Origin of the sequence: Salinibacterium sp. TMP30 (assembly GCF_038397785.1) — a bacterium.
Classification (GTDB): Bacteria; Actinomycetota; Actinomycetes; order Actinomycetales; family Microbacteriaceae; genus Rhodoglobus.
In genome coordinates this window covers 414,608-441,286 of sequence record NZ_CP151642.1, presented here as the reverse complement: position 1 = coordinate 441,286, position 26,679 = coordinate 414,608, and the positions used below count along the sequence as shown (strand labels likewise).

The following is a 26,679-nucleotide window of genomic DNA, read 5'->3' as shown; positions in this document are numbered from 1 at the left end:
GAAACTCAAGGAGCACCACATGAGCACCACCATAAGCACGCAATGGCAACTTGCTTCACGCCCAGCCGGTGAACCCACCAGCGAGAACGTCGTCAAGGTTCAGGTTGAACTTCCCGAGTTGGCTGGAGGCGAAGTTCGCGTTCGCAATTCGTTCATCTCGGTTGACCCGTACATGCGTGGTCGTATGAACGGGGGCCGCTCGTACGTTGCGCCCTACTCCCTCCACGAAACCATGGGAGGCGCGGCCGTCGGAGAGGTCATCGAATCGAAGGATGACGCGCTCGCCGTCGGTGCGCTCGTGCAGCACCAACGTGGATGGCGCGACATCGCGCAAGGCCCTGCCGAGCACTTTAAGGCGCTCCCCAGCGTCCCCGGCATCTCGCCCTCGCTGTTCCTCAGCGTTCTCGGCATCACCGGAATCACCGCCTGGACCGGACTCACCCAGATCGCTCACATCAAGGAAGGCGACACCGTGTTCGTCTCGGGCGCTGCAGGTGGAGTCGGAACCATGGTCGGCCAGATTGCTCGAATCCTTGGCGCCGCACGCGTTGTTGGCAGTGCCGGCACCGCCGAGAAGGTCGAACTTCTCACGAGCAAGTACGGCTATGACGCAGCCTTCAACTACCGTGACGGTGACATCGCCGGACAGCTTCACACTGCAGCTCCCGACGGAATCGACGTCTACTTTGACAATGTTGGTGGCGAGCACCTCTCGGCAGCACTCGGAGCGTTCAAGGATGGCGGCCGCGCGGCAATCTGTGGCGCGATCTCGCTCTATAACGCCAAAGGCGACACCGGCATCCACAACAGCCAGAACATTGTGACTCGTGGTCTGACGATCAAGGGCTTCACAATGGGCAGCTACTTCTACCTCGCACCTCAGTTTGCTGAAGCAATGCAGGGGTGGCTGGGCGAAGGAAAGATCGTTTATGACGAAACCATCACCGATGGGATCGATAGCGCTTTCGACGCCTTCACTGGCATGATGAACGGCGCAAACGTGGGCAAGGCGATTGTTCGCATCTAGCCCTAGAGAAAAGGCTTCGCGCTGCGCTACCTCGGGTTTGGGCTTGGTCAACGGCAGAGTCGGTCCGGCTGAACGGTTGTCGCGTCGCTCGCGACTACTCCCCGAAGTAGCGCAGCGCGAGCACCAACAAGTCCAGCCGCTCATCACTGTCGTCAAACCTTGCTTGAATGTCAGGTCGGTACCGGATTGCTCCGATTGCGTTCGCCACTCTATGCTTTTCGAGCTTCTCCCAGGGCTCGCGCCCACTTAGCTCTCGTCGTGAAACAAATCCTGCCACCGTCAGCACATCAATGAGGTGCCTATCTTTGGCTTCCTCTACAAGAATTTCCTTGAAAGCGGCTGCTTTGGAGGAGAGTGCACCCATTAAGTCGGGACGGTGAACTACGCCTCGTCGCCCATCGATCAGCACTTCGATCTGCTCTGAACGGTTCAAAAGATGCTGCGCTCCGGGGCAGCAATGGTCGATAGTCCGGTCACCTTGTCTCGCCTTTCAGCAATCGGCCCGAGGTGCCGTGGAACCAGTACGTCGATCTGAGCGTCATCTCGAACCCACCTATGTTGGTATCCCTGTAGGGTCGAACCCGCGGATCGAAAACCAACGTGCTTGAGCGCAGCGACAAAGTCTCGGAGTGCGTATCCGTGGGCGCGAACATCTACGACAACATCGCCATCAGCGCTTGGTCGTTCGGGAAACGTCGCTCTCTGTGCGCAGTGCAAGTAAACCATTTGCCCGCCAGCGACCGCCCACCCCTGAGGCAGTATCTCCGAGACGTCGATGAGCCCGTGCCATGCCGCAGCAGCCGCGGGTTCAAGCTCGCCAAGATCAACCGTGATCATCGTGCTGCTTTGCCGGGTCTAGTTCGCCGAGTATTATCCGCGCCTGCCTTTGCTCTCTGGGGCGATTCCAATCAGCTAGATCGGCTGCCACAAACACAGGGCCCACCTGTGCTTCACGTGACGGAACGCGCAGAATTACGTTTCCCTTAACAGCTTCTCGCAGAAGATACTCCTGAACAAGAATGGGGAGATCCTTCTCCGACACATAGCCTTCGACAACATCGGACGCGGACATTCGCGAGATGGGAGCGCTTACGCCTGATAAGGCCAGTCGGCGGTCGCGGCGCAGATCTGAAATGTCGTCCACCGAGACTGAGAAAGAATGCCGCACCGCCCGCTTGGCCATGTAGCCACTCAATAACTGGGCGGAATTTTGAGATTCGAATAGCCGTCGCGCGTAGGCCTTAACCCGGCTGCGTTCGGAAGGTCTCAGCTCGTCACTTACTCCGCCTTCCAAGTGGTGCGCAAGCGACAACGCCATTCGTGGCGATAATGACCGTGAAACGCGCGGGGACCAAGCGAGAGCCTCGCTCTCGATGAGTAGTGAGTTTCCCAGACCGTCTCTAGCGGTGGGGCTAGCCACCTTGGTGCGCTCGGGTTCCAGCGATCAGCCACAACCAGCACAAACACGAAACGCACCCCGAAGCAGCTTTGCTCGGGGTGCGTTTCTGCGTGTTTAGTGAGTTAGCAGCGCCTCAGAATTAGCCAGTGATCGCCGGGATGATTGCGCCCGAGAACACTTGCCAGGCGAGTGCAGTCTTGGCAACCAAGCTCAGAGTGATGTAGGTGCGTTCGCCCTGCAGGTAGCTCTTCCACTTGCCGATCTGCTTGTACTGAAGCCACTGGTTGATCGCGAAGGTATTGAAGAACAAGAACAGCGAAATGACGATGCCGACGACGAAGCCGGGTGGGGAAACCTCGTTTTCACTTCCGGGGCGCAGGAAGAAGATGAGGATCAAGATCCACGGCACGATACCAACCATCGAGCCGAAAATGAACGGCAGAAGCCCACCGGAGCCCGGCTTCTCATATTTTTCCTGCAGCGCTCCGAAGAGGATCATCGCGGCGTTCACCGCAAATACGGCGACCAGGGCGGCGATGTCGGTTACACCGTTGATGGCCAGGATGAGCCAGATCATGATCGACGAGCTCAGCGAATATTCGGTCCAGCGGAAGTAGTTGCGATTCTGCAGAAGGCCATTCTTGTAGCGGCCGAAGAACCACGGGCTAGAGATGAGGAAGTGGAATAGCGCGCTGAGAGCGAGGAACACAACAACACCGATGCCGATGTTGACTTCGAACAGCGTGACGCGCTCGGGCGGGATCGGCACCCCGGGAGGCCCGGCCAAGTAGTCGGCTGTTACTGCAAACAGCACCTGAGAACTGAGCATCGTGAGCACCACCGCAAAGCCGATCGCCTGCAGCAGATGCAGACTGCCTGCGACGACGTTGTAAATCCGCAGCCGATCCACTTGCTGCTCCGGAGTGTAGGCCTTTTTCGCCATGATGACGTTCCCTTCGACGGTGTGGGTGCCACGCTAGCACCGCATTTCCACCTTCGCCGGACGGGCGCACGTCAGCTTGCGCGGTATGGCTTCTGGCGGCGTGCGGGTGGGCCGCTTGCGACGAAAGTCAGCGCCCCCTCAACGTTGTCGAGCTGGGTGAAGCCCAAGCGGCTAGCCAGCGTGATGGATGCCGCGTTGGCCGGATCGACGATCGCCACCAGCCACCGAATCTGCACTTCAGCGAAAGCGAATTCCATCACTGCTGTGGCGGCTTCAGCCGCGTAACCGTGGCCATAGCTATCGGGGTGCAGAATCCAACTGATCTCCGCGAAACGCGTCGAGGGCGAAACTGACCGCAAATGCAGCCCGACATCCCCCACTAACTTTCCGTCGTGTTCGATAGCTAACGCCAAAAAGTCGTCGGCCTGTTTGAGCTCAACATGCTTGGTGCGGTGTTTAAGGTGTGTACGCGACTCGGCAGCGGTGCGTTTGGGCCATGAGGTGTAGGCGCGCACATCGGGCGACGATTCGATCTCTTGCCAGCGCTGGGCATCGTCCATGCGGTGAGGGCGCAACACGAGTCGCTGAGTGTGCAGGGTCGGCGCGCTTATGGCCCGCTCAAGCGCGGAGCCACGAATCAATCGCGGGCGTGGGAATAGGTTCACCGGTTGCTCACACCCTCCCGCAGTCGAAGGGTCGAGCTTTCCAGCACGACAAATGTGGGCTTCATAAAGGAGTCCATCCCCAAATAGAACCACACGTTTCTATGAAATAACCATGAAGTTCGAATGAATCTCTCGACAAAGACACGATATTTCACTTATTACTTCGTCAATTGGCGCCCTCTCAACGGTGGAGCTTTGACGAATCGGCACTGTTTGTCGCGCGCTTGAGTGCGTTGCACGACGGGCTCAAGTGCGCTTCACGCAACGCGAAGATGACGTGGGAGACAACCGAGTCCAGGAACGGCAGGTTGTGGCGGTTTCATTCGATTGAAAAAGTCCTGATCAGGAACCGCAGTTTTTGAAAGCGCGGAAACCGATTCCAGGCTAGGCCGCGAATCGTTCCAACACCAGCGGACATCCCAGCAGTCCGGCCCGAATAGATCCGTAGCTTTGAGGATCTAAAGAAGGGGACTGCTGAAGGTTTGGTCACACCGAGCAGCACATCCTCGCGTCGAGGTTCACTCGACGGTGGAGTCCGCACCGGATCGGGAAAAACCTGCGCCTGCCTCAATCGACCGTATCGAATGTGCTCACCCGCTTCAGTTGTGCGACATCAGCTCCCGTTACCGAAAACTGGCCCTACCCTGCCTGCTCATCGTTTCCCCTGCGCGCACGCGGGTGACGGTCTCCCACGCCGCCGTCGCTACGAGAATCGCGGCCATCACGGCGAAAAGCACGAACGGCGTCATCCGGATGACCGCGGACCTCTTTGTCTGCCACCGAACCGAGCACGATCCCCGCGACAATAATGGCGTGAGTGCAGGTGTACGCGCGATTTCCAATTCGGCCCGGTTTGTCGGCACGAGCGATCGCTTCACCCGTGCACGCTCAGCGTGGTCGAAATAGAGCCACCACAGGGTCACCGTGTTGACGAATGCGAGCAGTACAGAGGCGACGCCGACGACGGAAGGCTCCTGGGCAACGAACGCAAAGCCGGTAACGAGAAACAATTCACCAAGCGCGATGATGACGAACAGGGCGCTGCGTTGGGCGATGTGCGAACCGGAGATGTCCCAGTCTTCGATCCGTGCCGAACCTCGTCCGGGAAGCCTGAATCCCACCGCTCCCGACATGTATTCAATCCCGAACGCAATGAGCCAGAACCAGATCCGAAATTCGATCGACACGAGCCCGCCGAGGATCCAAAAGACACCCGACGCAGCAAGCCAAATGAGGACGCGGACGAAATCGTGGGACAGATCGCGATTATGGCGGGCTACGGCGGCGATCATGAATACCTTGCGGCCGATCTGGAGCACGACGTACGCGATCGCGAAGGTCAGACCACGATCGCCGAATGATTCAAAGATTGAGACGCTCATGATGAGCCCGACGAGCGCGAGCCCGATGACCGCGGCACGCACTGGAAAACGTGCCGGGTCGAGCCAATTAGTTACCCATGTCGCATAAACTCAAACCCACCAGAGAGCAAGCACGAGCGCTGCGGACTCAAGGGCGCCGGTCGGTGACTGGTTCTCATAGGGGTAGCGCGATAACGGGGTGAGGGCAGTCGGGGAGCCTTCGGCGTCGTGTTCAACCGCACGCAGGACCAATTCTCGTCCGCGGTGTACCCGTGGCGAACGGCTATGCCGAAGCTGTTGCTACCGAGGAGCTCTTAGATGCAAACGACCTGGTCACAAGTGATTAACCGAGCGGCGGCCCCGATCGCGGGCCTGTCCCGGTTGGTTTCGTAGTGCAGCCGGAATGGGGCGCTGGTCGGCCCTCCTCTGGCGCGCAGACGAAATCCGGCAGAGGGTGAGACGCGCAACACCCGGTCTTGGGGGCGCAGAACGACAGCACCTCCCCCGGCCACACCCTGTCACCAGCAAAAGCGCGGAATCATTACACCGCGACTCACCACATAGCCAGCGCAGCGACTACTGACCCACGCTCCCGGTCGGGAAGCACAGGACTCGGCGTGCGCTCCATACCGCGCTGGTCCGCGGCCTTAGGTGAAGAGGCTCACACCACCTGGACCAACCAGCAGTCCCAAGACGATGAGCACAATGCCCCAGATAAGCTGGCGGCGAAAGATCGCGACGATGCCAGAAATAACGAGAATTGCCGCGATGATCCAGAGAAGTGTTGCCATGGTGTTGCTCCATTTCGTTAAGCTCCGACGGCCTTACTCCTACAGCCAAGTCGAGCCTGCTGAAGAAACTGTACCCCCCAATCGGGCTCTGACCACCGTATTTAATCCAAATTGTCGCGGTGATAACCACGACGGCAAGGGGGCGAAAACCGATATCGCCGGGTACGAAGTCGAAACAGCAACAACAGCCTGGAATCGCCCTTCTGAAAGCGAGCTGTTCCCATCCGTCGTCACCGCCATCAGCTTTCATAAGCCCGGCGCGCTCGTCGGGCACGGAATGAAGCTCATTGAGCGACACAAGGCTGCCTTCGACCTTGACCGTTTTCTCGTCATGGCAGACCGCGCCCACAACAACAGTCGAGTCGAAACGTTCCATATCCCTGCCCGCAAAGCGGGGGTCGAACTCGTCATCGACTACAACCAGAAACGCGCCGCCCTCCTCGCTCGTCTAAAGAACCGAAGCCACTACCGCATGATTGCCAAGGGTCTGCCTGACCCTGACGGCTACCAACGCTTCACCTATCCAACCGGGTCCCCGTGCCACACGCTCCGCTCAACGGCAAGAACAGCATCATGATTCCGTTGATGATTCCGGAGACAGTCGTCAAGTCCGAGAAGCGCGGAGGTAAGTCGCGTCGCCTCCAGCCGCTCAAGCACCTGCAACGGTTCGCCTACAAGAGCGAAGAGTGGGCAAGTTACTACGGCATGCGCAACCTCGTCGAAGCCTCCAACTCGCGGTTCAAGGATGCAAACCGAGAAGACCTGGGAAACCGCGGGAAGCGCTCTGGCCGCGGATTTAGCTCGAACTATCTCGTCCCCGCCCTCGCTATCAGCTCGTTCAACCTGCGTTCGATAGCCGCTTTTATATTGAAGCTTCGAGATAAAGCCGTCGAGAAGCCCATACGTGCACGCCGTCGAAAAGACGAGAACAAGCGCCCGCTGGCCCGCCTAGTCACCGCTCAGGCCGCCGCACCACCAGGGTAATCAGCGCCAAAATATAGACACCACTTCCGCTACCGCTTCACCGAAACAATTCAGCCTGCCCAAAAGCAGGCTGATTCGTCGTTAACGAAGCCTCGGGCAGGATCAGCGACCCGAAATGCCATCAGGGTCTCCTGCGAACGGATAGATCTCGTCAAGATCTCCGTGCTCAATCAATTGAATGAAGAATACGGTTTCAAAGAATGAAACCGCCACTTGTGGCCCTTTCATTAAATCGAAGTGGCCTTGCGGCCATTGGGCACTTCTCGAATTTGCTAGAGCTTGTTCCACGCTAAGACAGGTTTTGTTCCACAACCGCCCAGCGATCCCCCGTTATCCCTCTCGCTTGAAAACGCTGTCGGCGCATTTCTCTTTACAGTTGTGGGTACGAAGCCGCAACAGCGACCCGATCATGAGGTCCGTACCGACAAGAACTTGAGATGTTGTCGGCGGATTCAAGCACAATGTAAGAGTGAAGATTTTTATAAGCAGCGTCCGCAACGGACTCGAAGCCGAACGCGACGCACTTCCTGGCCTAATCATGGCCATGGGCCACGAGCCAGTGCGCTTCGAAGATTTCACCGCGCAGCCCATTCCTAGTCGCGAGGCATGCATTCGAGCGGTCGAGTCGAGTGATGCCTACCTCCTTCTTCTCGGCCCCCACTACGGCACCATCTTTCCTGAGACAGGACGCTCCGCTACTCACGACGAATGGACTACTGCCGAACGCTTAGGGAAACCTCGCTTTGTTCTTCGGAAAACAGGTGTCGAGCTCGACCAACCGCAGCAAGTGTTTGAGAGAGCGCTCGGCGACTACGGGTCGGGTCGATTCTTCAAGTTCTTTGAGACAGTCGCTGAGGCGCAGCAAGCTGCGGCTGGAGCAATCAGAAGCTTGGAGCAGTCTCCGGGGCTACTAGAGTTCGAACCACTCGACGGCATCGTGGATGTCGCTTGGCTAGAGGGCAATAACGCAAACAGGGGTTTAGGTTCATCGAGCGACCCCCTCTTGGAAGTGCACGTCGTTCCCTTAGACGGTCAGCCCTTGTCGTCGCGCATGCTGGAGCAGGTTCTCACCGGAGTCCCATCCCACGTACGTTCCGCGGGGTTAGTGAGTGCTACTGAAGCGCTCGATATCGACCAAGCGAGTGACGCAGTTCGACTTAACGTCCCCCCGACTGCGACGGGAGGTTGGAACACCGTACGGAGCGGATCACTCGCGACCGTCAGAGTGTCAACGGACGGACAGACAGCCATAGCATTTCGCCTCCCCAGCGACCAGATGGGCCAGATTTTGGACTCAGGGGACGCGACCGCTCGCGTCGCGTCAGCGCTTCGCCTTGTGGGCCAGCTCGACATGACAAGAGCGACCAAGATTGCTATCGGCATCGGGCTGAGCTCGAAATCGATGGTGACGATCGGCGTGGCTGGGCAACCCCCACGTAACAGTGCGCCAATGACCATGGAGAGCGGGCCCGTACATGTGTTGCCTGACGAGTCTGTGTCGCGCGCTGCGCTAGACCGAGGAGCGGACGAGGTCGCTGCGACTTTAGTTCGCTCACTAATTCGGAACTTCACGGAATCGCGTCAACGCTAACCTTCACTCTTCGAACCACTAACCGGAAGGGTACTGAATGCCGTCTACCGACCAGGCCACTACGTGGACCGCGCTCGAAGCGATCAGCGAAGCGATCACCAGCTCCAACGAATCCGCCAACCTGCGAGTATTGCTTTGGGGCAGAGACAAGTGGCCACACTGGTACCAACAGTTGCTGAATCAGATTCACGCTCTCGCGGCGGGATCCCCCATCGAATACATCACCAGCAGCATCCAAGACTCCCAAATCGACGGCGACGACGTTTACGCCTTTACCGCGAATCTCGCAATTCACGCGCAGGTTTCGGGCTTAACTGATACCGCGGGCCACCAGAACGCCACGGTGCGGACAACCGCGTGGTCCAGGGCTAGTCTCACCGAACTGACAGTCATCGACTTACGGCCGTACTCAGATGAGGACATGGGATCGGAAGCGCGCTTCCCACGAAACCCAACTCTCGAATTGCACTATGGGCAGCGTCCAGTGTTCCAATTGCCGCTTCCGAGATTCCGCAACAACAAGGCGCTTGAAAATCTTTATCCATCCCTGCTCGCCGACTTAGTCCGAGAAGACGCATAAGCGTTGGTGGCCTTAAGTCTTAGCGCAAAGCAACCATTCGAGTATCGGGTCCGCTACTTGAATAGGTGACGTATTGACCCGCTAGCTGATTTTGCAGCAGACCCGTTATGCCAACGTTTTGCGATTCTCGTGACGCTGAGGTTAGAACACCCAGGGCAGGCGTCAGCAGTCGCACGCACATTCACGCGTGGGCAGCCGCTGGTTGCCCGTTAGTCGGATTCGTGGCGGAACGATAGTTCGCCTGGTGGAAACAGTGACGCCACCAATTGAGCGTCGTTGGGCACTCGCGATTGTTATATGTGCCATAGTGCTGGGTGCAAGCGGTGTGCGTGGCAACTTGACGCATTTCGATCGCTTTATTCCGTCAGGAGGCGTGATGATGTCCGAAGATTCTTTCGCTCCAATCAGAAATCACCCCATTTTTTCCGAAGCTCTTTCTCAGTTAGACGAACTGTTAGCCCGTGACAGCATCGCTTTTCTTTTCGGAGCGGGGACAAGCTATTGCGAATCTATGCCTCTGATGGCGGAGCTAACTGCGGCGGTTCTCGCCGATGATGCGCTGGACGAAGACACCAAATCCGTGCTCAGGGCCGTCCAAGATGAGTTTGACGGAGGCAAGCGAAGCAATATCGAAGACTTCCTAAGCGAACTAAGCGACCATCTAGCGATCGCGACACGGAGAGATCTTCATTCCGGCAGCCCTGTTCGTTTAGCCATCGGCGCGGCTGATTACTCTGCTGAAGAGCTCCAAGAGTCGTTAGCAGCAATAAAACTCTCAATCGCGCACCAAATAGAAGGATGCAAAGTTCCCAACGATCTGCACCATCACCGGAAGTTGATCGCCGCAATGCACCGGTCCGTTAGACCCGGTCGCAGAACTAATCGCACTTTCGATTACTTGGTTCTTAACTACGACACTTTCATCGAGGATGCGCTATCGCTCGAAAAGGTAATCTACGCTGACGGTCTAGAAGGTGGGCCCAATGGATGGTGGAGTCCAGAGAGTACTTTTTCGCGGGAGGGGGTATCCGCCCGCGTACTCAAACTCCACGGTTCGATCGACTGGGCAAAACTAGCAGGGGACCCGTTCCCACGCCGACGCAGCACTCGTAACCAACGACCTTCGCCGGAAGCCTCTCAAGTTATGATCTGGCCCGCATCCACGAAGTATGCCGAAGCCCAAAGAGACCCATTCGCCCAACTGATTCAACGTGCGCGGAAAGTTCTCAATCCCCCACCTGGCGATTCACGGCTGCTGCTAATCAGTGGTTATAGCTTCGGCGATACACATATTAACGCTGAGGTCGATGACGCTCTTCGGCAATCGGATGGGCGGCTTACTGTCGTCGCTTTCATCGGCGACGAGGAGCCGCCCGAGTCCCTAAGCGGCTGGCTGCAAGATCCGACAATCGGGCCAAATGTGCTGACGTTCGGCAGAACTGGTTTCTGGCACGGATTGACCTCGGAGAAAGCTGAGACAGACCTTCCCTGGTGGAAGTTCGAGACCCTAGCGCGAATCGCTGAAGGAGAACAATGATTTCGGTAAGCCCAGCAGCAGAAGTGCCAAATCTCGCGATAGGTCACATCATCGAGGTCGACGGGGCACATATCGTGGCTGAGCTTGCCAGCTCGATCTCTGAGCTCTCGCGCGTTTACGCAGGCGAAACATACGCCATCGGTCAATTTGGTTCAGTAGTCCGAATGCATTACGGGAGAACGATCCTCTACGGTCTCGTGACCCGTTTACGACTGAAGTCCGAGTACGAGGCAGAGAAGGGTATCCGCGTTGCCGCGGCTGAAGACGAACGAATCATTGAAGCCGATCTCCTCGGAGAAGGCGAGTGGTACCTCTCCGAAGACGGTGGTGAAAAATCCTGGAAACTTCGATTTGATCGGGGGGTTACAACTTTTCCGCTGCCACAACAAACGCTCTACCTCACGCCAAAGCGGGAACTGCGGGAGATATATGGACGCGGCGATGGCGTTGCTCAAATAGAAATAGGAACTCACGTCGGCTCTAATAGCTCCCCGTGTTTTGCGGACTTGAACGAACTTCTTGGCAAGCACAGCGCGATATTGGGTTCAACCGGCGCTGGAAAATCGGCCACAGTCTCTGCGCTGATCCACTCAATAATGGAACACGGTCAACGTCAGAATCTTGAACACTGGAACCCAAGAATTGTGATCCTTGATCCACACAACGAGTACAAGGCGGCCTTCCCGGAAAGTTCACGCCTATCGACCTCGGACGGCTCCTTGAACCTTCCGTACTGGCTTCTCTCCTTACAAGAGACCCTCGACTTGCTAATCGGCAAAACCGAGTTTGTGGCCACCAGCCAAGCCAACATCGTGAAGACAGCGCTACTCGAAGCACGGAGGCAAGGCGCAGATGCGCTCGGCTTGATTAAGGACGACATTACAGTTGACTCACCTGTCCCGTACAGTATCCAAAAGCTATACGACCTTGTGGCGAACGAGGCGTCTCTAATTTCAGCGGAGAGCAAAAAGGACTCGCACCGCAGCATTTTGGCGAAACTCGATCTGCTGCGACAAGATGCAAGATTGAACTTCCTTATGAACGACTGGGCGGAAAGCGCTACCGACCCCTTCGCCGAAGTAATTGGTGTGCTGATCGGCGGCACGATACCGGTCAGAGTCATCGATCTTTCCGGGGTTCCAAATGAAGTTGCCGGGATATGCAGCGCGGTCATTGCTCGCTCGCTTTTCAATCTCAAGGTTTGGCAGTCAACGGGCCAGAGAGAGCGAAGTCCGATTCTGCTCGTCTGCGAGGAGGCCCATCGCTATGTTCCTAGTAGTGGAGAAGCGCAATATGAGGCCGCGAAAGATGCCATCCGACGCATAGCTAAGGAGGGGCGTAAGTATGGTCTGGCGCTGATGATAGTGTCGCAGCGACCTAGCGAGGTCGAAGCAACTGTGCTGTCCCAATGCAACACCTGGATCGTTTTACGAATCACCAATGACCGTGACCGAGAACACGTCCGTGGGATGTTGCCCGACTCGACAGCAGGACTTGTAAGAACCCTTTCAAGCCTCCGGCGACGCGAGGCTATTTTTGTTGGGCAAGCAGCCGCACTCCCATCTCGAATCCTTATTCGGCAGCTCTCTGAAGAACAGCTACCGAAGTCACAAGATGTGGACTTTGACCTCGCGTGGCAATCACCACCCCTAAACGACGATGATCTTCTTTCCGTGGCGTCTGCATGGCGATATCAGCGGCAAGCCACGAATCCCTAGCCCACTGAGTTCGTGCGTTTTGCGAATCTCTTGGAATGTTGCATCGTTCAAGGCCGCTCTGACTCTTTCACCATAAATGGACTGGATTTCCCGACCAAAGACCGCGGACTAGTCCGATATCGGACGTTATGTCACCGGAGCGCTGTCTTGGCCAGAAACGTAACGTTCCGTCTTAGCCAACCACCGGTCGAACGCGAGCAGGCGCACCTTTGGAGCGTTTTTCACCGGAGCGTCGCGCCACTCCCGGATGGCGTCCAGCGCCATCCCCACATACTCGATCGCGTACTCATTCCAGCGATGGTTGTACTCAGAAAGCTCTTCCTGCTCCCGAGGAGATCGGAGGTCGGCCCACGACACTCCGCCAACCGCCTCTCCCAGCGCGGAACGGAGACTCTGTTTGAGGTGCCGAAAACTCGTCGGGGTTCGGTACCTCGCGTCTTCGATCGCGTCGTAGGCGACGACCACCGCAGCTTTCCAGGGCTCGACGTCGCGATTTTGCTGCACGCCACGTAAGAGATCTCTCAGCGTCATGAAAGCGGAAACCAATTCTTCTGCCGAATCCCGCCGAAATCGACTCGCTTCTGCCCGCTCAGCATGGGCCACCCCCAGCCGTGCACTGAAATACGCGCCAGCAGCAGCGGCCAGCGCTGGCGGCAACACTGCGAGAATCCACGAGAGATCGATTGTCATGCCCCGAGTATTCACTACGGCACCGACAGCGCCGCCCGACGGTACAGCTCGTCATGTCTGCTACTGAGCTTCCTAGCCCGACGGGCTGTCCCTTCAATGCGAAGAAAGTTAGCGGTCGAACTCCTGCAATCGATGGCTCACGTCAAGTCCAAGCGCGGCTAAGGCTCAGAGAGGAGCCACGCAACAACCGTCACAGCTATGGTTGGTAACGTCTCGCCCCAAGCGGGCGTTGAAGGCCACATCGTCCGGGTCGGGGTGCCCGATGCCGTGTGGGCAGAGCCGTTCCGCAGTTCGTTTTCGTTCTCGCCAGTCAATCTGCCAAGTAACCATGTGATGTTCGCTTGGGTTGTGCACCCAACAGTTGGTGCCTAAGCAAAGGTTGGGGCGGTGAACCTTGGTCAAGATCCCTCCCCGCACCGATACGAGATCCCCGCTGGCTAGATCGAGGGCGGCCGCGGCCATGCTCGCGCGCTCCGGGGAAGCGGACTCGGCGGCGTTCTCTGAGGTCATGATCTAGACGTTAGCGACACCGTCCGACAACACCGAATGGGTTCCTGCGCTGAAGCCCTTTACTCGATGTGAGTAGCGCCACGAAGGATGTTTCCATCCGGCAGCCCGCGTTCGCGCCTCCACTGCTCGAAGAGGCGCCGGCTCGTGAGCTGTGACCACCCGAGCACGCCCGGCTCGCCGAATACATCTACTGGGCTGGACGAGGTCCTCCAATAGTCGCCAGTGCGCCCATCAACGATCAAGGGGCCGGGCCCCAGCAGAAGTTCCCCGGAACTCGGCTGAGTGTCGATCTGCCACCCATAGCGGCGCCGTCGAACTCTCCACGCGACTGATTCCGGGGCCACGTCGGGGGCCTCTTCTGCATATTCGTCGAAGTACCCAATGATGAAGCTAACGACGTCTTGCAGAACAGGCAGGCGTTGAGAGGGCACGTTATCCGCCTACGTTTTCGCCTGACTAGCCATTACCGTCCGGGCTGCCGAAAGCATCCGAGAAGGGTTCGGAACGTCCTTGAGGTTCAACGGAGGCTCTAGCCGCGCCAAGACCGCACGTTCGACGAGAACCAAACTCGAAACGCTGTCGGGCGCAGCCCAAACTGCGATTCGTAGATTCGCCCACATCCATTCGGTTAGTTTCTTGTCGTCGATGTGTTCGAGCGCGAAGTTTGCGAAGCGGCTCGGCTTAACCAAGTTCCGAGGAACAGCGACGAGTTCCAGCGGGTCTCTCAACAAGGCGGCCAACGAGCGCCGCAGGGTCGAGCTGCCGGTCTTGCCGGTTATGAAATGAGTGCCGAGATCACGGGATACGAGGCTACGTTCCGCCTTGCCCACATAAAGTGGCCCGTCACGCCATCCAATGCCCAGCTCGCCCCACGCTCCCTTCGGGGCGTAGAGCGCATAGAGACCTCGTCTGTCCGGCACATGCGCTGGCGCTTCGGCGATAGGTACTGTCGCGCCGCTGAGAGCACGAAGCGCATCATCGAGGTCAGCGGCGGCAACGTTGGGCATTAGTCCGCCAACATCCATACATGCTTCAGCGGAAGACGTGTGCGCGTGTCTTCCGATAGGCGATCGTATGTTCGAAGGACGGCGCTAACAATATCCGCAGACTCCCAGACCCGAATGCTGAGCTGGCGTCCCTTGAGCGAGTCCCGCGCTGGTTTGGACACGCCACCCCATGCAACAAGGAGACCCTGATCGGCGCCCTGTGAACTCATCACACCTTGAAGCTGATGAACGACTGGGTCGCCGACTTGAGAACCCGATTTCACTTGAACGATGATTCGTGGTGAATCCAGTCCGAGCACTCCTTTGCCGGCGATAACGTCAATTCCGCCGTCAGGTCCCGGCGGAGCCTGCATGCAAAGGAATCCTTCGGCTTCCAAAATCTCGGTGACGAGGGTTGCCAGGCCGTGGCCGGCAAACTCCTCTTCGATCTTCGCTGTGATGCGGTCGAGAGCGATCTCGTCGATGTCGGCGTGCAACTCCGGCTCATCTACATCGTCGTCGAGCACGAGGTTTTCGTCGGCACCTGCGGGAACTGCCGGGTTCATGAATGGCACTTGGCCAGGGTCTGCGCCCTTGTCCATCAGCTCACACAACCGCTCGAAAGCGTGATTCTTCGACGGGGCGAAAACAGACAGCGCACTACCTAGCGAGAAAAGCAGATCCTGCTTCACTGCGGCCCTAGGAAGGTCAGTCACCTTCCAATCGACCCTCACGACGTGACGGCGTTCTGGGTCCTCTTCATCAGCAAGGTACTCATACCCGCTGATGACATTGCCGATCGCGATGCGTTTAGTCGTCTTGAGGGGCATCGCCATAAGGTCGCCCGGTGCGATGCGGCCGCGGATCGCCCACATTTGTCCAGTGCGGTTGGCGAGGGCTCCATCGCTGGCGTCGGTGTACACCTTGGCCAAGGCGGCGCTGACCTCCTCGCGAGTCTTGCACTCAGTGAGGTCCGGGATCTCGCCCCAGCCGGCACCCGAATAACCATGCTCAAGCGCCCACGCATCACGCTCTCCGTAACGACCGGTTCTTACAACCCACGCAACACTCATCTGGTTCCCATCCAAATCGTCCCGAGTCTCGGGACTTCATTTCACTTATTTCAAAAATTGCTATCTCGCATGTGTCAACGCACCTCTGGCCGAGGCCGAAAATTGCGGCCGCGCGATTTAGTTCAGCCCGAAGAACCGCTCGAAGAACGCGCCGAGCTGTCCGAGAACCCGCTGCTTCTTCTCGCCGTGCCCGCCGTGGGCCGCGAAACGCGAGACGGGAGGCAGGATGCGCGTGACGGCTGTTCCGCCCGCCTGAATAGCACCATCACGGAACGCTGTGTCCATGAATGCGCGAGTCTCTTCCGGCTTGAGGCCTTCGGCCTCGATGATCGCGTCTAGCTCAGCGCCGCGTCGTGCATCGATGAAGGCTCGCCATTCCTCATCGACTTCACCCGTGGTCGACAGCGAGTCGACGAAGGCTTCTACGAGGTCTCGCTTGTTGCGCAGCGACGGCGATGCGTCTACCGCTCGGGAGATCGCGGCCCGAATCTCGGTGTCGTCTCCGTCTCCTCGTTCGTCGCGGTACTTCTGAACCAGCATGAGGATATAGTCGACGTTGATCTCGACCTGCTTGATGAGTTCGATCTCGAACACGACGTCGTCGTTGATCGACTCCTTCTCGGCATCCGTCTCTTGGCGGAAATCGGCCCACAAGTTCAGGTAGATGCTGCGGTAGTCCTGGCTCTGCCGTTCGGTGAGTATTTCATGCCCGGCGAACTCGTCGAATGACGTGAGGATGTTTTGCAAGCGCAGAATCATTCCGAATACAGCGATGAACTCCTTTTGCGCTGCTTCGCCGACGATGGGCACTCCGAGCGGAAATTTCTCCACCAGCTCAGTGACCTTCTCCGCATACTCGCCGTAGTACTCCGCATATGGCTTGAGCAGCACCACTCCGCGCGCGTCTTTGTTACCGAAGAGTGCGATGGCGTCGTTGGTTTCTTCTTCCAGATTTCGGAAGGCAACGATGTTGCCGTAAGTCTTGACTGAGTTCAGGATGCGGTTGGTGCGCGAGTATGCCTGAATGAGTCCGTGGGCACGCAAGTTTTTGTCGACGAACAGCGTGTTCAGCGTGGTCGCGTCGAAACCGGTAAGGAACATGTTAACGACGATCACGAGGTCGATCTCGCGGTTCTTCATCCGCAAAGAAAGGTCTTTGTAATAGTTCTGGAAGCCGTCAGACGAGGTGCTGTAGCTCTGTCCGAACATCTCGTTGTAGTCCTGGATGGCGTCTTCTAGGAAAGAGCGCGCATCGCCACTGAGCCCGTCGGCATCGAAGGCTTCTTCGTCGAGCGCCCCATCCTCGACGGCTTCGTTGGAGGCATACGAGAAGATCAAGCCCACTTTGAGTCGGCGGTCGGGCGTGCGATCTTGTTGCTGGATGGCGAACTGGTTGTAGTACATCCGTGCCGCGTCGATGGAGGCGGTGGCGAAAAGTGCGTTGAAACCGTGCACTCTTTTGCCGTCAAGCGTGAAGTGTTCGGCACGTTTCGTCTTCTGGTCGAAGTGCTCCAACGTGTAGGAGACGACCTGCCGCACACGTTCCGGCGCGAGCAGCGCCCGCTCGGTGTCGATCGCGGAGACCTGCTTATCGTCAACCGCACCGATCTTGATTGTGTTGACGTAGTCGATGCGGAACGGCAGCACGTTCTTATCGGTGATCGCATCCACGATTGTGTAGGTGTGCAGTTTCTCGCCGAATGCCTGCTCGGTGGTCCTCAATTGAGGGTTGCCGCCGCTGCCGGAGTTGGCAGCGAAGATCGGTGTGCCGGTGAATCCGAATAGGTTGTATCGCTTGAACGCTTTGGTGATGGCGGTGTGCATGTCGCCGAATTGAGAGCGGTGGCATTCGTCGAAGATGATGACGATGTGCCCGCTGTAGATCTCGTGGCCTTTGTTGCCAGCGATAAACCCGGCGAGCTTTTGAATCGTGGTGATGATGATGCGCGCGTTCGGGTCTTCGAGCTGTTTCTTCAAGACAGCCGTTGAGGCGTTGGAGTTCGCAGCACCTTTCTCGAACCGATCGTATTCGCGCATCGTCTGGTAATCGAGGTCCTTGCGGTCGACGACAAACAACACTTTGTCGACGGAGGGCAACCGCGATGCGAGCTGGGCGGCCTTGAACGACGTGAGTGTCTTCCCTGAGCCGGTGGTGTGCCACACATAGCCACCTGCCTTGAGGCTGCCGAGCGTCTTGTAATTACTGGAGACATCGATACGTTGCAGGATCCGCTCGGTAGCGACGATTTGGTACGGCCGCATGACAAGCAGCATCCGGTCAGCGGTGAGCACACAGTATTTGGTGAGCACGTTCAGCAGGCTGTGCTTTGCAAAGAAGGTTTTCGCAAAGGCCGTGAGCTCTTGGATGGGCTTGTTCTGCGCGTCCGCCCACCAGGACGTGAACTCGAATGAGTTGGACGTTTTACGCTTGGGCCCACTCGCCTTTTTGCCAACCTCAGTCAGGTGTTCGCGCCGGGTGGTGTTGGAGTAGTACTTGGTGAGCGTGCCGTTGGAGATCACGAACAACTGCACGTATTCGAACAGGCCCGAGCCAGCCCAAAAGCTGTCGCGCTGGTAACGGTCGATCTGGTTGAACGCTTCGCGAATGTCGACCCCGCGCCGCTTCAATTCGACATGCACCATCGGCAGCCCGTTGACGAGCACGGTGACGTCGTACCGATTCGAATACTTCGCCGGCCGAGCATCTGCGTTTGTTAGCGTGCCGGGGCCGCCAGCAACCTCGTACTGGTTGATCACCTGCAACCTGTTGTTGTGGATGTTCGACTTGTCGATCAGCGCAATGTTTTTGATCGACCCGTCGTCGCGCTGGAGCAATTGCACGTGGTCTTCGTGGACGCGCACAGTCTTGTCGGCAATGCCCTCATTGGCGCCGGCGATCTTCTCGCTGAAGAAATGCTCCCATTCAGCGTCAGAAAAGTGGATGCCGTTGAGCACTTCCAACTGCACCCGGAGGTTCGTAACGAGCTGCTCTTCACTTGTAATCGGCAAGAATTCGTAGGCTTGAGATTGCAGCAGCCGAATGAATTCGTGTTCGAGCTGATTTTCAGACTGGTAGCTCGACGCAGTCGAAGCGTCGGGCACGAATTCGGCCACGACGGTGCTTTCTGAGCTGACCGCGATCGGCTCGAACCGCGTGCCGCTGCCCGGTGCGCCAATTCCGCTCTCACTCACGCCGCCAGCTCCTTGAAGGTAAGCAACTTGTCACGGTAATACTCGTACTGCTTCCGCCGCGCCGCCAGCTCAGCCGGGAGCCCAATGCTCAAATCGTTGACGAGTGCATCGAACTGGTCCAGGATTTTCGTGATGCGCTGCTGCTCGGCACACGAAGGAACGGGGATCGACATATCTCTAAGCACTGCCCAGTGGCGGTTGTATCCGCGGCTCGGGATGTCGAGCGCGGACAGCGCGTGGAAGAGGTAACGGGTGAGGACCCCATCCACGCCACGTAACACTTTCGTTCCGTCGGCACCCGGCGCGAACGAAGTATCGACCCATTTAACGGCGCGGGTGTGGTCGCCGAATACGACATATTCGCCACCCGGAAGTGCAATTGAGACGTCGTCCGTGTAGCCACAAATCACCGATTGGCCCTGGTCGACAATCGGGACCAGTGATCCCAGCCCGTAGTCCTGACGTTTCACTCCGCGCGCGGTTGCGACCTGTTTCACGGCTTCTCGCACCGGGCGCCACTCGTCGGCTCCGGCCACCTGGAACAAAAGTAGCTCGGATCTATAAGCGATATATTGTCTTTGTCGCGCTTCCAGCTCCGCTTCCAGCTCCGCTTCCAGCTCCGCTTCCAGCTCCGAAAAGCTGTCCAAGATTTGCGCGATTTCTTGCTGCACCTCAAGCGGCGGCACAGAGATGAGCAGCTTCTCTAGGTTCACTTTGTTTAACGCGGGAATTCCCTGAAACGTGCACAACTTTTGAATTTGAGGCTGAAGGAAGAGCAACGAGTGGTAAAGAAACCGAGTATCAACACTTGAATGGTCGAGGATCGTGACCGAATAATTAAGGTTCCCGCGGAAGTAGCGCCCTTCGCGCCAAGTTACGGACCCCACGCCAGCTCCACGAGAAGTCACTCCAATGGGATCATTTTCCGTGTTAAAGGAGTTGATATAGCCCAGTGGCTCTCGTCCACTATTGATAACGGGATAAGGGCCCGAATCCTGCTCAATGGATAGCCTGCTGACAGCAGCGCCGCTCTTGACTCGGGCGATCCCTCGAAGGGTTAGCATCCGAAGACCCTGTGGAGCAATCTCGGCGATCAAGTCATCGATGCGGCTCATTGTCCGCTGTCCAAATCGGACACAATTGCGTCAATGGACGTGCGGAGTTCAGTTTGCCGCGCCACAATGCGTGCGAGCTCAGCATTCAGTTCTGCGATGTCGACAACCTCGCGGGTGTCTTCCTGCGCTACGTAGGATGAAACCGCGATGTTGTATGCGTTCTCGGCGAGTTCCGCATTGGGGACCAGCTTCGCGAAGTAGTCGGCGTCAGCGCGGACCGTGAAGGCATCCAGAATCTTCGTCTGGTTTGCCTCAGCCAGTTTGTTCTTGCTGCCGCCCCTGGTGAACTCTGCCGAGGCGTCGATAAACAACACCGAGTTGTCGGACTTCGACTTCTTCAGAACGATGATGCAGGTCGCGATGGTGGTGCCAAAGAACAAGTCGGGCGGCAACTGGATGACCGCATCCACGTAGTTGTTGTCGATCAGGTACTTGCGGATCTTCGCCTCTGCACCGGCGCGGTACAACACTCCGGGGAACTCGACGATCGCCGCGGTGCCGTTAACCGCCAGCCAGGACAGGATGTGCATTGTGAACGCGAGGTCGGCCTTTGACTTTGGCGCCAGCACTCCCGCAGGGGCGAACCGGGGATCGTTGATGAGCAGCGGGTTGGCATCGCCGTCCCACTTGATCGAGTACGGCGGGTTCGAGACGATCGCCTCGAATGGTTCGTCATCCCAGTGGGCCGGGTCGATCAAGGTGTCGCCGTGGGCCAGGTTGAACTTCTCGTAGTTCACATCGTGCAAAAACATGTTGATGCGCGCCAGGTTGTAGGTGGTCAGGTTGATCTCTTGACCGTAGAAACCTTGACGCACGTTCTCTTTGCCGAGCACCTTCGCGAACTTCAGTAGGAGTGATCCTGACCCGACCGCGGGATCGTAGACCTTGTTGACTTCAGTCTTGCCGACGACGGTGATGCGGGCCAGGAGCTCTGATACTTCTTGCGGCGTGTAGTACTCGCCACCCGACTTGCCTGCGCTCGATGCGTACATCTGCATCAGGTACTCGTAGGCGTCGCCGAACAGATCGATCGTGTTGTCGTCGAAGTTGCCCAGCGGCAGATCACCGATCGCGTCGAGTAGCTTCACCAACTTCTCGTTGCGCTTCGCGACCGTCTGCCCCAGCTTCGGGCTGTTCACATCGAGGTCGTGAAACAGACCCTTCAGATCGTCCTCGCTGTCGGTGCCGACCGCCGAACCCTCAATGTTGCGGAACACCGCGTGCAGGGTCTCGTTGAGATTCTCGTCCTGCTGCGCTCGCTGCTGAACGTTGGCGAAAAGCTCGCTCGGGAGGATGTAGAAACCCTTTTCCGAGACCGTCTCATGGCGCCCGAACTCGGCATCAGGGTCGCTCAGCGTCCGGTAATTAAAGTCTGCGGTGCCTGCCTTGCGCTCTCCAGCGTTGACGTAGGCGGTGAGGTTCTCCGAGATGAAGCGGTAGAAGAGCATCCCGAGCACGTAGCTCTTGAAGTCCCACCCGTCGACGCTTCCCCGCAGATCGTTGGCGATACGCCAGATCGTCTTGTGCAGTTCAGCGCGCTGCGATTCTTTGGTGGTGGTTGCCATTAGCGCGACACCGCCCGTGAACAGACTTCAAGTGACCTGTGGTCTTCAAGCTTGACGGCTCGTGTCATTCGTTCTGTGTCTCCTCATAAGCAACGCACTCGCGGTCGTATCCGCGGTGCGCTCTCACAGGCTATCGGTGACATCCGATATCGGGAGGGACCCCATTCGGGCCAGTAGCGAATTATGGGCCGACGAGGGCTATGGACTAGGCCAGAGCGGACCAAGTTCTTGTTCGAGCTTCGCCAAGGTGACGATGTCTGGCCAGGACTTGCCCTGCAAGACTGCCCCGATCGTTGCACGGTCAACGCTGGCCATCGTCGCGATCTCGCGGATACTGCGCTCTCCGATGGCGTCTCGGAGGTTCAATACGAGCTGCCTAGCTTTTTCTGCAACCGGATCTGCGCATGGCACTTCGGGCCAGTCCTCACACATTTCGGCCGGAAGGGCGCGCGAGGGGCGAGGGCTCATGCATCGAGCGTAGCGGCAATGTCGGCGGCCCTCACCATAGTTAGTGGCTGTAGTTATAACCACCAATTGAGGGGAGCGCAGTCGCATGAGCTGTTGTCACGAGATACCCTATGGTCCCCTCGTTGACGAGCGAGCTTTCGGGAATGAACGCGACAACTCCCACCCGGTGAAAAACTCGCCGCATAGAGATGGGCATGAAGACATCATCCTCAACTCCATCGACAAAACAAGCAGCCAAAACCGAAGCTTCGGGCGCCGGGGTGGCGCTCTCTGCCGCGGAGGTCATCGCCCTGTTGACTAGACGCTACAAGCCGAAACAGCATCGGCTCGCGTGGGACGACGCGCGCCCGTTCGTCATGGAGGCCGTCACCACCACGGCGCTCGCAAGTAATCGCGATGCCAGCAAGTTGATGCGCATTGCCGCCCCATACGTGATGTGGTGCGTTGAAGAACACGGCCTGGAACTCCGCGCCGAGCTCATCTTTGCGCCGACCCTCATCGACCGCTACTGCACGACCAAATTTACGCGTGAGGGAACTGGCGGCTCCTACCGCTCGGTGCTTCTGGCAATCTCAGCCTCCGTGCTCCCCAACTCGCGCCCCAAGATGACCGCGATGCACAAGCGCAAGATACAAGCCCCCTACACCGCGGCTGAGATGAAAGCTCATACCCTGTGGGCCGCGGGACAAAAAACTGCACTCTCCCGCCACCGCTGCATGCTGCTTGTCGCGTTCACTGTCGGAGCCGGCCTCCAGCCTGGTGAGCTGAGCACTCTTCGCCGCACTGACGTGACTATCGACGACGACGGCGTGCTTGTGAGAGTTCGCGGCAGAAACGAACGCTCCGTGCCCATGCTTCGCGAGTGGGAAGAGTGGGCAACGCGTCTTGTCGACGGTTATCCCGACGCCGAATTGCTGTGGGGCGGGCCGCGTGCGCCCAGTGGCAAAAACATGGTGAGTGACTTCATGTATCGAACCATGGGTGTCGTTCCTGTACTCACACGACTTCGCGCAACGTGGATAACTACCCACCTCGGAATGGGCACCTCAATAAAGGAACTCCTTCGTGCTGGCGGCATGGCCCAATTCGAAAACCTCAACCAGTATTTGGCCTACGTGGAGTCCGCGCCGATAGCCGAGTATCGCGCGATGCTGCGAGGTGATGAGCGCCCTTGAGCACAACAACCGAATCGAGCGAAGCTGCCCTCGCCCTCTGCGAGCAGCGGATGGCCGACACATTCGGAATGGGCTCCGAGGAACGCGACGACGAGCACGCTCTCGGCCCCGTATCTCTGGCCTACCTTCGCAGTTCCATCGCGCTCATCGAGAACTCCGGAATCAACGACAAGATTATGCAGTGGGACGGCGAAGCTCGCACTTCAAACGCAGGACGTAAACGCGTCCTGCCTTTGACCGCCATCCTTCCCATCATGCTGCTACACATTCAAATGGGGCGAGGCGTCGTCTACTTGGACATCGCGAACACTCTTCACCGACGGTTTGGGACAAAACACTTCGAGCTGTTGGGAATCCCGAACAAGCCATCCGACAAGATGGACTGGTATCACCGCTTTTGGCGCGGACTGAAACAAATACTTGGCCACATCGACCCCTACCCGTTCCCGCTGGATGGAAGAATGAAAGCCGGGGACTACGCCGCACGACTCGCGGACCTAGCCCATGGCGACAGCAAGGAGCAGCACGAGCGCAATCTCGAACGTATCGACTGGCTCTGCAACCAATTAGTGCTCGCGTCGGCGCGAACCATGCCGGAGGAGTTCCTGCGCCAATATCAAGGCAACTGCGCTATAGATGCAAGCCTCATTGCAGTGCAAGGAAGGCAGAACCCGACCAACCTGGAGCTCAATCGGAGCAACCCCGACCCTTTTTCAGGACGATACCGTCGCGGTGGTAAACACGATGGCAAGGGCGCGAAAACTGATGTCGCAGGGTACGAAGTCGAAACGGCAACAACAGTATGGAATCGCCCCTCTGAAAGTGAGTTGTTCCCATCCGTTGTCACCGCCATCAGCTTCCATAAACCTGGAATGCTCGTTGGCCACGGAATGAAGCTCATCGAGCGTCACAAGGCCGCTTTCGGCCTTGAGCGCTTTCTCGTCATGGCCGACCGCGCCTACAACAACAGTCGAGTCGAGACGTTCCATATTCCCGCCCGCAAAGCCGGGGTCGAACTCGTCATCGACTACAGAGCTAAGGACTTAGGACTACAAGGGATTTACGCAGACCTCTACCTAGTCGATGGAAACTGGCATGTTCGCAGCATGCCCCAAAAACTCATCGACGCGACCAAAGACCTTGTCGACTTGGAGAAATCGCGGTCTGAGTTCGAGCGAGTCGATTACAACCAGAAACGCGCCGCCCTCCTCGCTCGCCTGAAGAACCGCAGCAACTACCGCATGATTGCCAAGGGTCTGCCTGACCCTGACGGCTACCAAAGGTTCACCTATCCAACCGGGTCCCCCGTGCCACATACTTCGTTGGACGGCAAGAAGAGCATCATGATTCCCCTGCTGATTCCGGAGAAAACTGTCAAGGCAAAAGAACCCGGTGGCAAGTCACGTGTCCTCCAGCCCCTCAAGCACTTGCAACGATTCGCCTACATGAGCGAAGAGTGGTCCAATCATTACGGCATGCGCAACCTCGTCGAAGCTTCGAACTCGCGCTTCAAAGACGCCAATCAAGAAGACCTCGGGAACACCAAAAAGCGCTCCGGCCGAGGTTTTAGTTCGAACTACCTAGTCACCGCTCTCTCCATCAGCTCGTTCAACCTGCGGTCAATAGCGGCATTCATACTGAAGCTCCGAGACAAAGCCGTCGAGAAGCCCATACGTGCACGCCGTCGAAAAGACGAGAACAAGCGCCCGCTGGCCCGCCTAGTCACCGCTCAGGCCGCCGCACCGCCAGGGTAATCAGCGCCCGAATTTAGACACCGCTTCCGCTACCGCACGACCGAAACAATTCAGCCTGCCCAAAAGCAGGCTTATTCGTCGTAACGAGAACCCCGGCAAGATCCGCGACCTAAAGTGCCGTCAGGATCGACCGCAAACGGAAAGATCTCATCAAGATCTCCGCGGTCAATCAATTGAATGAAGAATACGGTTTCAAAGAATGAAACCGCCACTTGTAGCTGAGGCGGGATTCGAACCCGCGACCTCACGATTATGAGTCGTGCGCTCTCACCAACTGAGCTACTCAGCCACGGCACCCGAATTACCGGATGACCGAGCCCCCTATGGGAATCGGACCCATTACCTCTTCCTTACCAAGGAAGTGCTCTACCAATGAGCTAAGGGGGCACACAAAAGCGCATATCGCGCGATTGGCACCGTAAGAGACTAGCACCCGTTTAAGGGCTCATCGTACGGTTTTGAACGAAATCTGAACGTCGCGCCAGATTAGTTGACAGCATTCGAGGTCAACCACGCAAAGGGGTCCACCGGGACCTCATCGAGATGAATCTCGATGTGCAAATGAGCACCATACGAAATTCCTGTTGCCCCCACGAGGCCGACGAAATCACCGACCCTGATCGGATCCCCGACAACTAACGGACTCGACCCAGTGACCATGTGTGCGTACTGGCTCTGGACTTGCTGACCGTTGACCACGTGGGTGATGATCGCGTTGTAGCCGTACCCCGAGTAGTCGGACTGGATGTAGGAGACAACACCCTCGGCTATCGCGTAGATCGGAGTGCGCTCGGGGGCCGCAAAGTCTGTTCCCTTATGGAAACCACCGATGCGGTCACCAAACCCATCGGTGATAGGAATTTCATAGGGGAATGGCCAGCGGATCGCACCAGCAGTGGCGCGATACTCGTAGCTCACTCCCGCATACTTCAGGGCAAGCACTTCGGCGTATGAGATGACCTTGATGTTGTCTTGCCTGGCCACATCATTGACAACGTCATCGGAGACAGCAAGTGACTGATTCGGTCGTGAGTCAGCGGCGAGGTTCGCAGCCTCTGATCGCGGGGCTGCGGCAGCTGCCATATCCTCTGAACTGACGAAGGCATTCGACGGCACCGAGACGCCCACCAGGAGCGCGCCGGCAAAGAGCATTGCAACAAACGAGAGGGCCTTGGATGCGAGAGCCTTGCCCCGGCGACGCGGTAGGCCACTCGGGGTGAAGGTCGCAGGCGACACCCGAACTCGCTTCGATTTTACGGCGGAGCCTCGTGCCTTTCGTGTGCGCGCAGGCACCTCAGGCGTGACTGCTGTGCGCCGTTCTGCTACGCGTTCGCGTTCGCGCAATTGTCTGCGAGTCAGGGGGATGTCATCCCCGGTTCCTGATTGCTGTGGGGACGCGGTGTCGTGGTTCACTTCACGAGCCTCGTTTCACGTGAGGAGAACGTCACTGCGGCACTCATGCTCGTCAGTGACATTCTTCTCCTCCACGCGATTCACTTGCTAGGTGTGAATGCATAATTCGGGTAGTTGACTACGCGGGTTCGGGTTGCGCGTA

24 protein-coding genes, 2 tRNA genes and 2 pseudogenes are annotated in these 26,679 nt (G+C 57.7%); 10 read left to right on the top strand and 18 right to left on the bottom strand.

Annotated elements, in window-relative coordinates:
- Positions 1-19: 19 nt before the first annotated feature.
- Positions 20-1,027, top strand: a complete 1,008-nt coding sequence (locus AADH44_RS02195) for an NADP-dependent oxidoreductase (RefSeq protein ID WP_341953799.1) — start codon at positions 20-22, stop codon at positions 1,025-1,027.
- 94 nt (positions 1,028-1,121) lie between these two features.
- On the opposite strand, the gene AADH44_RS02190 is transcribed toward AADH44_RS02195, so the two are convergent.
- From AADH44_RS02190 to AADH44_RS02170, 5 genes are all read right to left on the bottom strand, one after another.
- Positions 1,122-1,436, bottom strand: a complete 315-nt coding sequence (locus AADH44_RS02190) for a hypothetical protein (RefSeq protein ID WP_341953797.1) — start codon at positions 1,434-1,436, stop codon at positions 1,122-1,124.
- Between the two features lie 20 nt (positions 1,437-1,456).
- A complete protein-coding gene (locus AADH44_RS02185; RefSeq protein ID WP_341953796.1) occupies positions 1,457-1,864 on the bottom strand; it encodes a type II toxin-antitoxin system HicA family toxin in 408 nt (135 codons plus the stop codon).
- Positions 1,851-2,099, bottom strand: coding sequence for a hypothetical protein (locus AADH44_RS02180; RefSeq protein WP_341953795.1), 249 nt, complete (start codon positions 2,097-2,099; stop codon positions 1,851-1,853). Before AADH44_RS02180 ends, AADH44_RS02185 begins: the two co-directional genes overlap by 14 nt.
- A gap of 466 nt (positions 2,100-2,565) precedes the next feature.
- Positions 2,566-3,369 carry a heliorhodopsin HeR gene (gene heR, locus AADH44_RS02175; RefSeq protein WP_341953794.1) on the bottom strand — a complete coding sequence of 268 codons (804 nt, stop codon included), beginning with the start codon at positions 3,367-3,369 and terminating at the stop codon, positions 2,566-2,568.
- 71 nt (positions 3,370-3,440) lie between these two features.
- Positions 3,441-4,034, bottom strand: a complete 594-nt coding sequence (locus tag AADH44_RS02170; RefSeq protein ID WP_341953792.1) for a GNAT family N-acetyltransferase — start codon at positions 4,032-4,034, stop codon at positions 3,441-3,443.
- 493 nt (positions 4,035-4,527) lie between these two features.
- Between AADH44_RS02170 and AADH44_RS02165 the strand changes: the two are divergent.
- Positions 4,528-4,635 (top strand): annotated as a pseudogene (locus AADH44_RS02165) (IS481 family transposase); the annotation flags it as partial.
- A 22-nt stretch (positions 4,636-4,657) separates the two neighbouring features.
- Here AADH44_RS02165 and AADH44_RS02160 read toward each other — a convergent pair.
- A pseudogene (locus AADH44_RS02160) lies at positions 4,658-5,491 on the bottom strand (low temperature requirement protein A); the annotation flags it as partial.
- Between the two features lie 551 nt (positions 5,492-6,042).
- Positions 6,043-6,186, bottom strand: a complete 144-nt coding sequence (locus AADH44_RS02155; protein WP_341953791.1) for a GPGG-motif small membrane protein — start codon at positions 6,184-6,186, stop codon at positions 6,043-6,045.
- On the opposite strand from AADH44_RS02155, the gene AADH44_RS02150 reads away from it, so the two are divergent.
- The 6 genes from AADH44_RS02150 to AADH44_RS02125 all read left to right on the top strand — a co-directional run bounded on the left by AADH44_RS02150 (position 6,185) and on the right by AADH44_RS02125 (position 12,596).
- Positions 6,185-6,763: a hypothetical protein gene (locus AADH44_RS02150; RefSeq protein ID WP_341953790.1), complete on the top strand. Its 579-nt coding sequence runs from the start codon at positions 6,185-6,187 to the stop codon at positions 6,761-6,763. The genes AADH44_RS02155 and AADH44_RS02150 overlap by 2 nt on opposite strands.
- Positions 6,724-7,170 carry a hypothetical protein gene (locus AADH44_RS02145; protein ID WP_341953789.1) on the top strand — a complete coding sequence of 149 codons (447 nt, stop codon included), beginning with the start codon at positions 6,724-6,726 and terminating at the stop codon, positions 7,168-7,170. Before AADH44_RS02150 ends, AADH44_RS02145 begins: the two co-directional genes overlap by 40 nt.
- Before the next feature lie 469 nt (positions 7,171-7,639).
- Complete coding sequence (locus AADH44_RS02140; RefSeq protein ID WP_341953788.1) at positions 7,640-8,761, top strand: DUF4062 domain-containing protein; 1,122 nt, start codon at positions 7,640-7,642, stop codon at positions 8,759-8,761.
- A 37-nt stretch (positions 8,762-8,798) separates the two neighbouring features.
- Complete coding sequence (locus tag AADH44_RS02135; protein WP_341953787.1) at positions 8,799-9,341, top strand: hypothetical protein; 543 nt, start codon at positions 8,799-8,801, stop codon at positions 9,339-9,341.
- A gap of 244 nt (positions 9,342-9,585) precedes the next feature.
- Positions 9,586-10,878 carry an SIR2 family protein gene (locus AADH44_RS02130; RefSeq protein ID WP_341953786.1) on the top strand — a complete coding sequence of 431 codons (1,293 nt, stop codon included), beginning with the start codon at positions 9,586-9,588 and terminating at the stop codon, positions 10,876-10,878.
- On the top strand, positions 10,875-12,596 hold the full coding sequence (locus AADH44_RS02125; protein ID WP_341953785.1) for an ATP-binding protein: 1,722 nt from the start codon (positions 10,875-10,877) through the stop codon (positions 12,594-12,596). The genes AADH44_RS02130 and AADH44_RS02125 overlap by 4 nt, the downstream gene beginning before the upstream one ends.
- A 126-nt stretch (positions 12,597-12,722) precedes the next feature.
- Here AADH44_RS02125 and AADH44_RS02120 read toward each other — a convergent pair whose 3' ends face one another.
- From AADH44_RS02120 to AADH44_RS02085, 8 genes are all read right to left on the bottom strand, one after another.
- Positions 12,723-13,286 (bottom strand): hypothetical protein, encoded by a 564-nt coding sequence (locus AADH44_RS02120; protein ID WP_341953783.1) that lies wholly within the window; start codon positions 13,284-13,286, stop codon positions 12,723-12,725.
- Between the two features lie 569 nt (positions 13,287-13,855).
- Complete coding sequence (locus tag AADH44_RS02115; protein WP_341953782.1) at positions 13,856-14,227, bottom strand: hypothetical protein; 372 nt, start codon at positions 14,225-14,227, stop codon at positions 13,856-13,858.
- A 9-nt stretch (positions 14,228-14,236) separates the two neighbouring features.
- A complete protein-coding gene (locus AADH44_RS02110; protein WP_341953781.1) occupies positions 14,237-14,803 on the bottom strand; it encodes a GIY-YIG nuclease family protein in 567 nt (188 codons plus the stop codon).
- Positions 14,803-15,855, bottom strand: a complete 1,053-nt coding sequence (locus AADH44_RS02105; RefSeq protein WP_341953780.1) for a restriction endonuclease — start codon at positions 15,853-15,855, stop codon at positions 14,803-14,805. Before AADH44_RS02105 ends, AADH44_RS02110 begins: the two co-directional genes overlap by 1 nt.
- Positions 15,856-15,972: 117 nt before the next feature.
- Positions 15,973-19,047, bottom strand: coding sequence for a type I restriction endonuclease subunit R (locus AADH44_RS02100; protein WP_341953779.1), 3,075 nt, complete (start codon positions 19,045-19,047; stop codon positions 15,973-15,975).
- Positions 19,044-20,162 (bottom strand): restriction endonuclease subunit S, encoded by a 1,119-nt coding sequence (locus AADH44_RS02095; protein ID WP_341953777.1) that lies wholly within the window; start codon positions 20,160-20,162, stop codon positions 19,044-19,046. Before AADH44_RS02095 ends, AADH44_RS02100 begins: the two co-directional genes overlap by 4 nt.
- A complete protein-coding gene (locus tag AADH44_RS02090) occupies positions 20,159-21,727 on the bottom strand; it encodes a type I restriction-modification system subunit M (protein WP_341953776.1) in 1,569 nt (522 codons plus the stop codon). Before AADH44_RS02090 ends, AADH44_RS02095 begins: the two co-directional genes overlap by 4 nt.
- A gap of 198 nt (positions 21,728-21,925) precedes the next feature.
- Positions 21,926-22,195, bottom strand: coding sequence for a helix-turn-helix transcriptional regulator (locus AADH44_RS02085; protein WP_341953775.1), 270 nt, complete (start codon positions 22,193-22,195; stop codon positions 21,926-21,928).
- A gap of 194 nt (positions 22,196-22,389) precedes the next feature.
- Here AADH44_RS02085 and AADH44_RS02080 point away from each other — a divergent pair, with 194 nt between their 5' ends.
- The gene (locus AADH44_RS02080; RefSeq protein WP_341953774.1) at positions 22,390-23,370 is read left to right on the top strand and encodes a hypothetical protein; all 981 of its coding nucleotides are present in this window, start codon (positions 22,390-22,392) and stop codon (positions 23,368-23,370) included.
- Entirely contained in the window at positions 23,367-25,124 is a 1,758-nt protein-coding gene (locus tag AADH44_RS02075) for a hypothetical protein (protein WP_341953773.1), read from the top strand. The genes AADH44_RS02080 and AADH44_RS02075 overlap by 4 nt, the downstream gene beginning before the upstream one ends.
- 215 nt (positions 25,125-25,339) lie before the next feature.
- On the opposite strand, the gene AADH44_RS02070 is transcribed toward AADH44_RS02075, so the two are convergent.
- From AADH44_RS02070 to AADH44_RS02060, 3 genes are all read right to left on the bottom strand, one after another.
- Positions 25,340-25,413, bottom strand: a tRNA-Met gene (locus tag AADH44_RS02070).
- Positions 25,414-25,439: 26 nt separating this feature from the next.
- Positions 25,440-25,511 (bottom strand) — tRNA-Thr (locus AADH44_RS02065).
- A gap of 99 nt (positions 25,512-25,610) precedes the next feature.
- Complete coding sequence (locus AADH44_RS02060) at positions 25,611-26,537, bottom strand: M23 family metallopeptidase (protein WP_341953772.1); 927 nt, start codon at positions 26,535-26,537, stop codon at positions 25,611-25,613.
- Positions 26,538-26,679 lie beyond the last annotated feature (142 nt).

Bases quoted from the DNA above. Each gene is read 5' to 3' on its own strand.
- AADH44_RS02150 (WP_341953790.1), top strand. From the start codon at position 6,185: ATGGTGTTGCTCCATTTCGTTAAGCTCCGACGGCCTTACTCCTACAGC.
- AADH44_RS02125 (WP_341953785.1), top strand. From the start codon at position 10,875: ATGATTTCGGTAAGCCCAGCAGCAGAAGTGCCAAATCTCGCGATAGGT.
- heR (WP_341953794.1), bottom strand. From the start codon at position 3,369: ATGGCGAAAAAGGCCTACACTCCGGAGCAGCAAGTGGATCGGCTGCGG.
- AADH44_RS02180 (WP_341953795.1), bottom strand. From the start codon at position 2,099: ATGTCCGCGTCCGATGTTGTCGAAGGCTATGTGTCGGAGAAGGATCTC.
- AADH44_RS02085 (WP_341953775.1), bottom strand. From the start codon at position 22,195: ATGAGCCCTCGCCCCTCGCGCGCCCTTCCGGCCGAAATGTGTGAGGAC.
- AADH44_RS02090 (WP_341953776.1), bottom strand. From the start codon at position 21,727: ATGGCAACCACCACCAAAGAATCGCAGCGCGCTGAACTGCACAAGACG.
- AADH44_RS02195 (WP_341953799.1), top strand. From the start codon at position 20: ATGAGCACCACCATAAGCACGCAATGGCAACTTGCTTCACGCCCAGCC.
- AADH44_RS02080 (WP_341953774.1), top strand. From the start codon at position 22,390: ATGAAGACATCATCCTCAACTCCATCGACAAAACAAGCAGCCAAAACC.
- AADH44_RS02105 (WP_341953780.1), bottom strand. From the start codon at position 15,855: ATGAGTGTTGCGTGGGTTGTAAGAACCGGTCGTTACGGAGAGCGTGAT.
- AADH44_RS02155 (WP_341953791.1), bottom strand. From the start codon at position 6,186: ATGGCAACACTTCTCTGGATCATCGCGGCAATTCTCGTTATTTCTGGC.
- AADH44_RS02185 (WP_341953796.1), bottom strand. From the start codon at position 1,864: ATGATCACGGTTGATCTTGGCGAGCTTGAACCCGCGGCTGCTGCGGCA.
- AADH44_RS02110 (WP_341953781.1), bottom strand. From the start codon at position 14,803: ATGCCCAACGTTGCCGCCGCTGACCTCGATGATGCGCTTCGTGCTCTC.
- AADH44_RS02135 (WP_341953787.1), top strand. From the start codon at position 8,799: ATGCCGTCTACCGACCAGGCCACTACGTGGACCGCGCTCGAAGCGATC.
- AADH44_RS02120 (WP_341953783.1), bottom strand. From the start codon at position 13,286: ATGACAATCGATCTCTCGTGGATTCTCGCAGTGTTGCCGCCAGCGCTG.
- AADH44_RS02095 (WP_341953777.1), bottom strand. From the start codon at position 20,162: ATGAGCCGCATCGATGACTTGATCGCCGAGATTGCTCCACAGGGTCTT.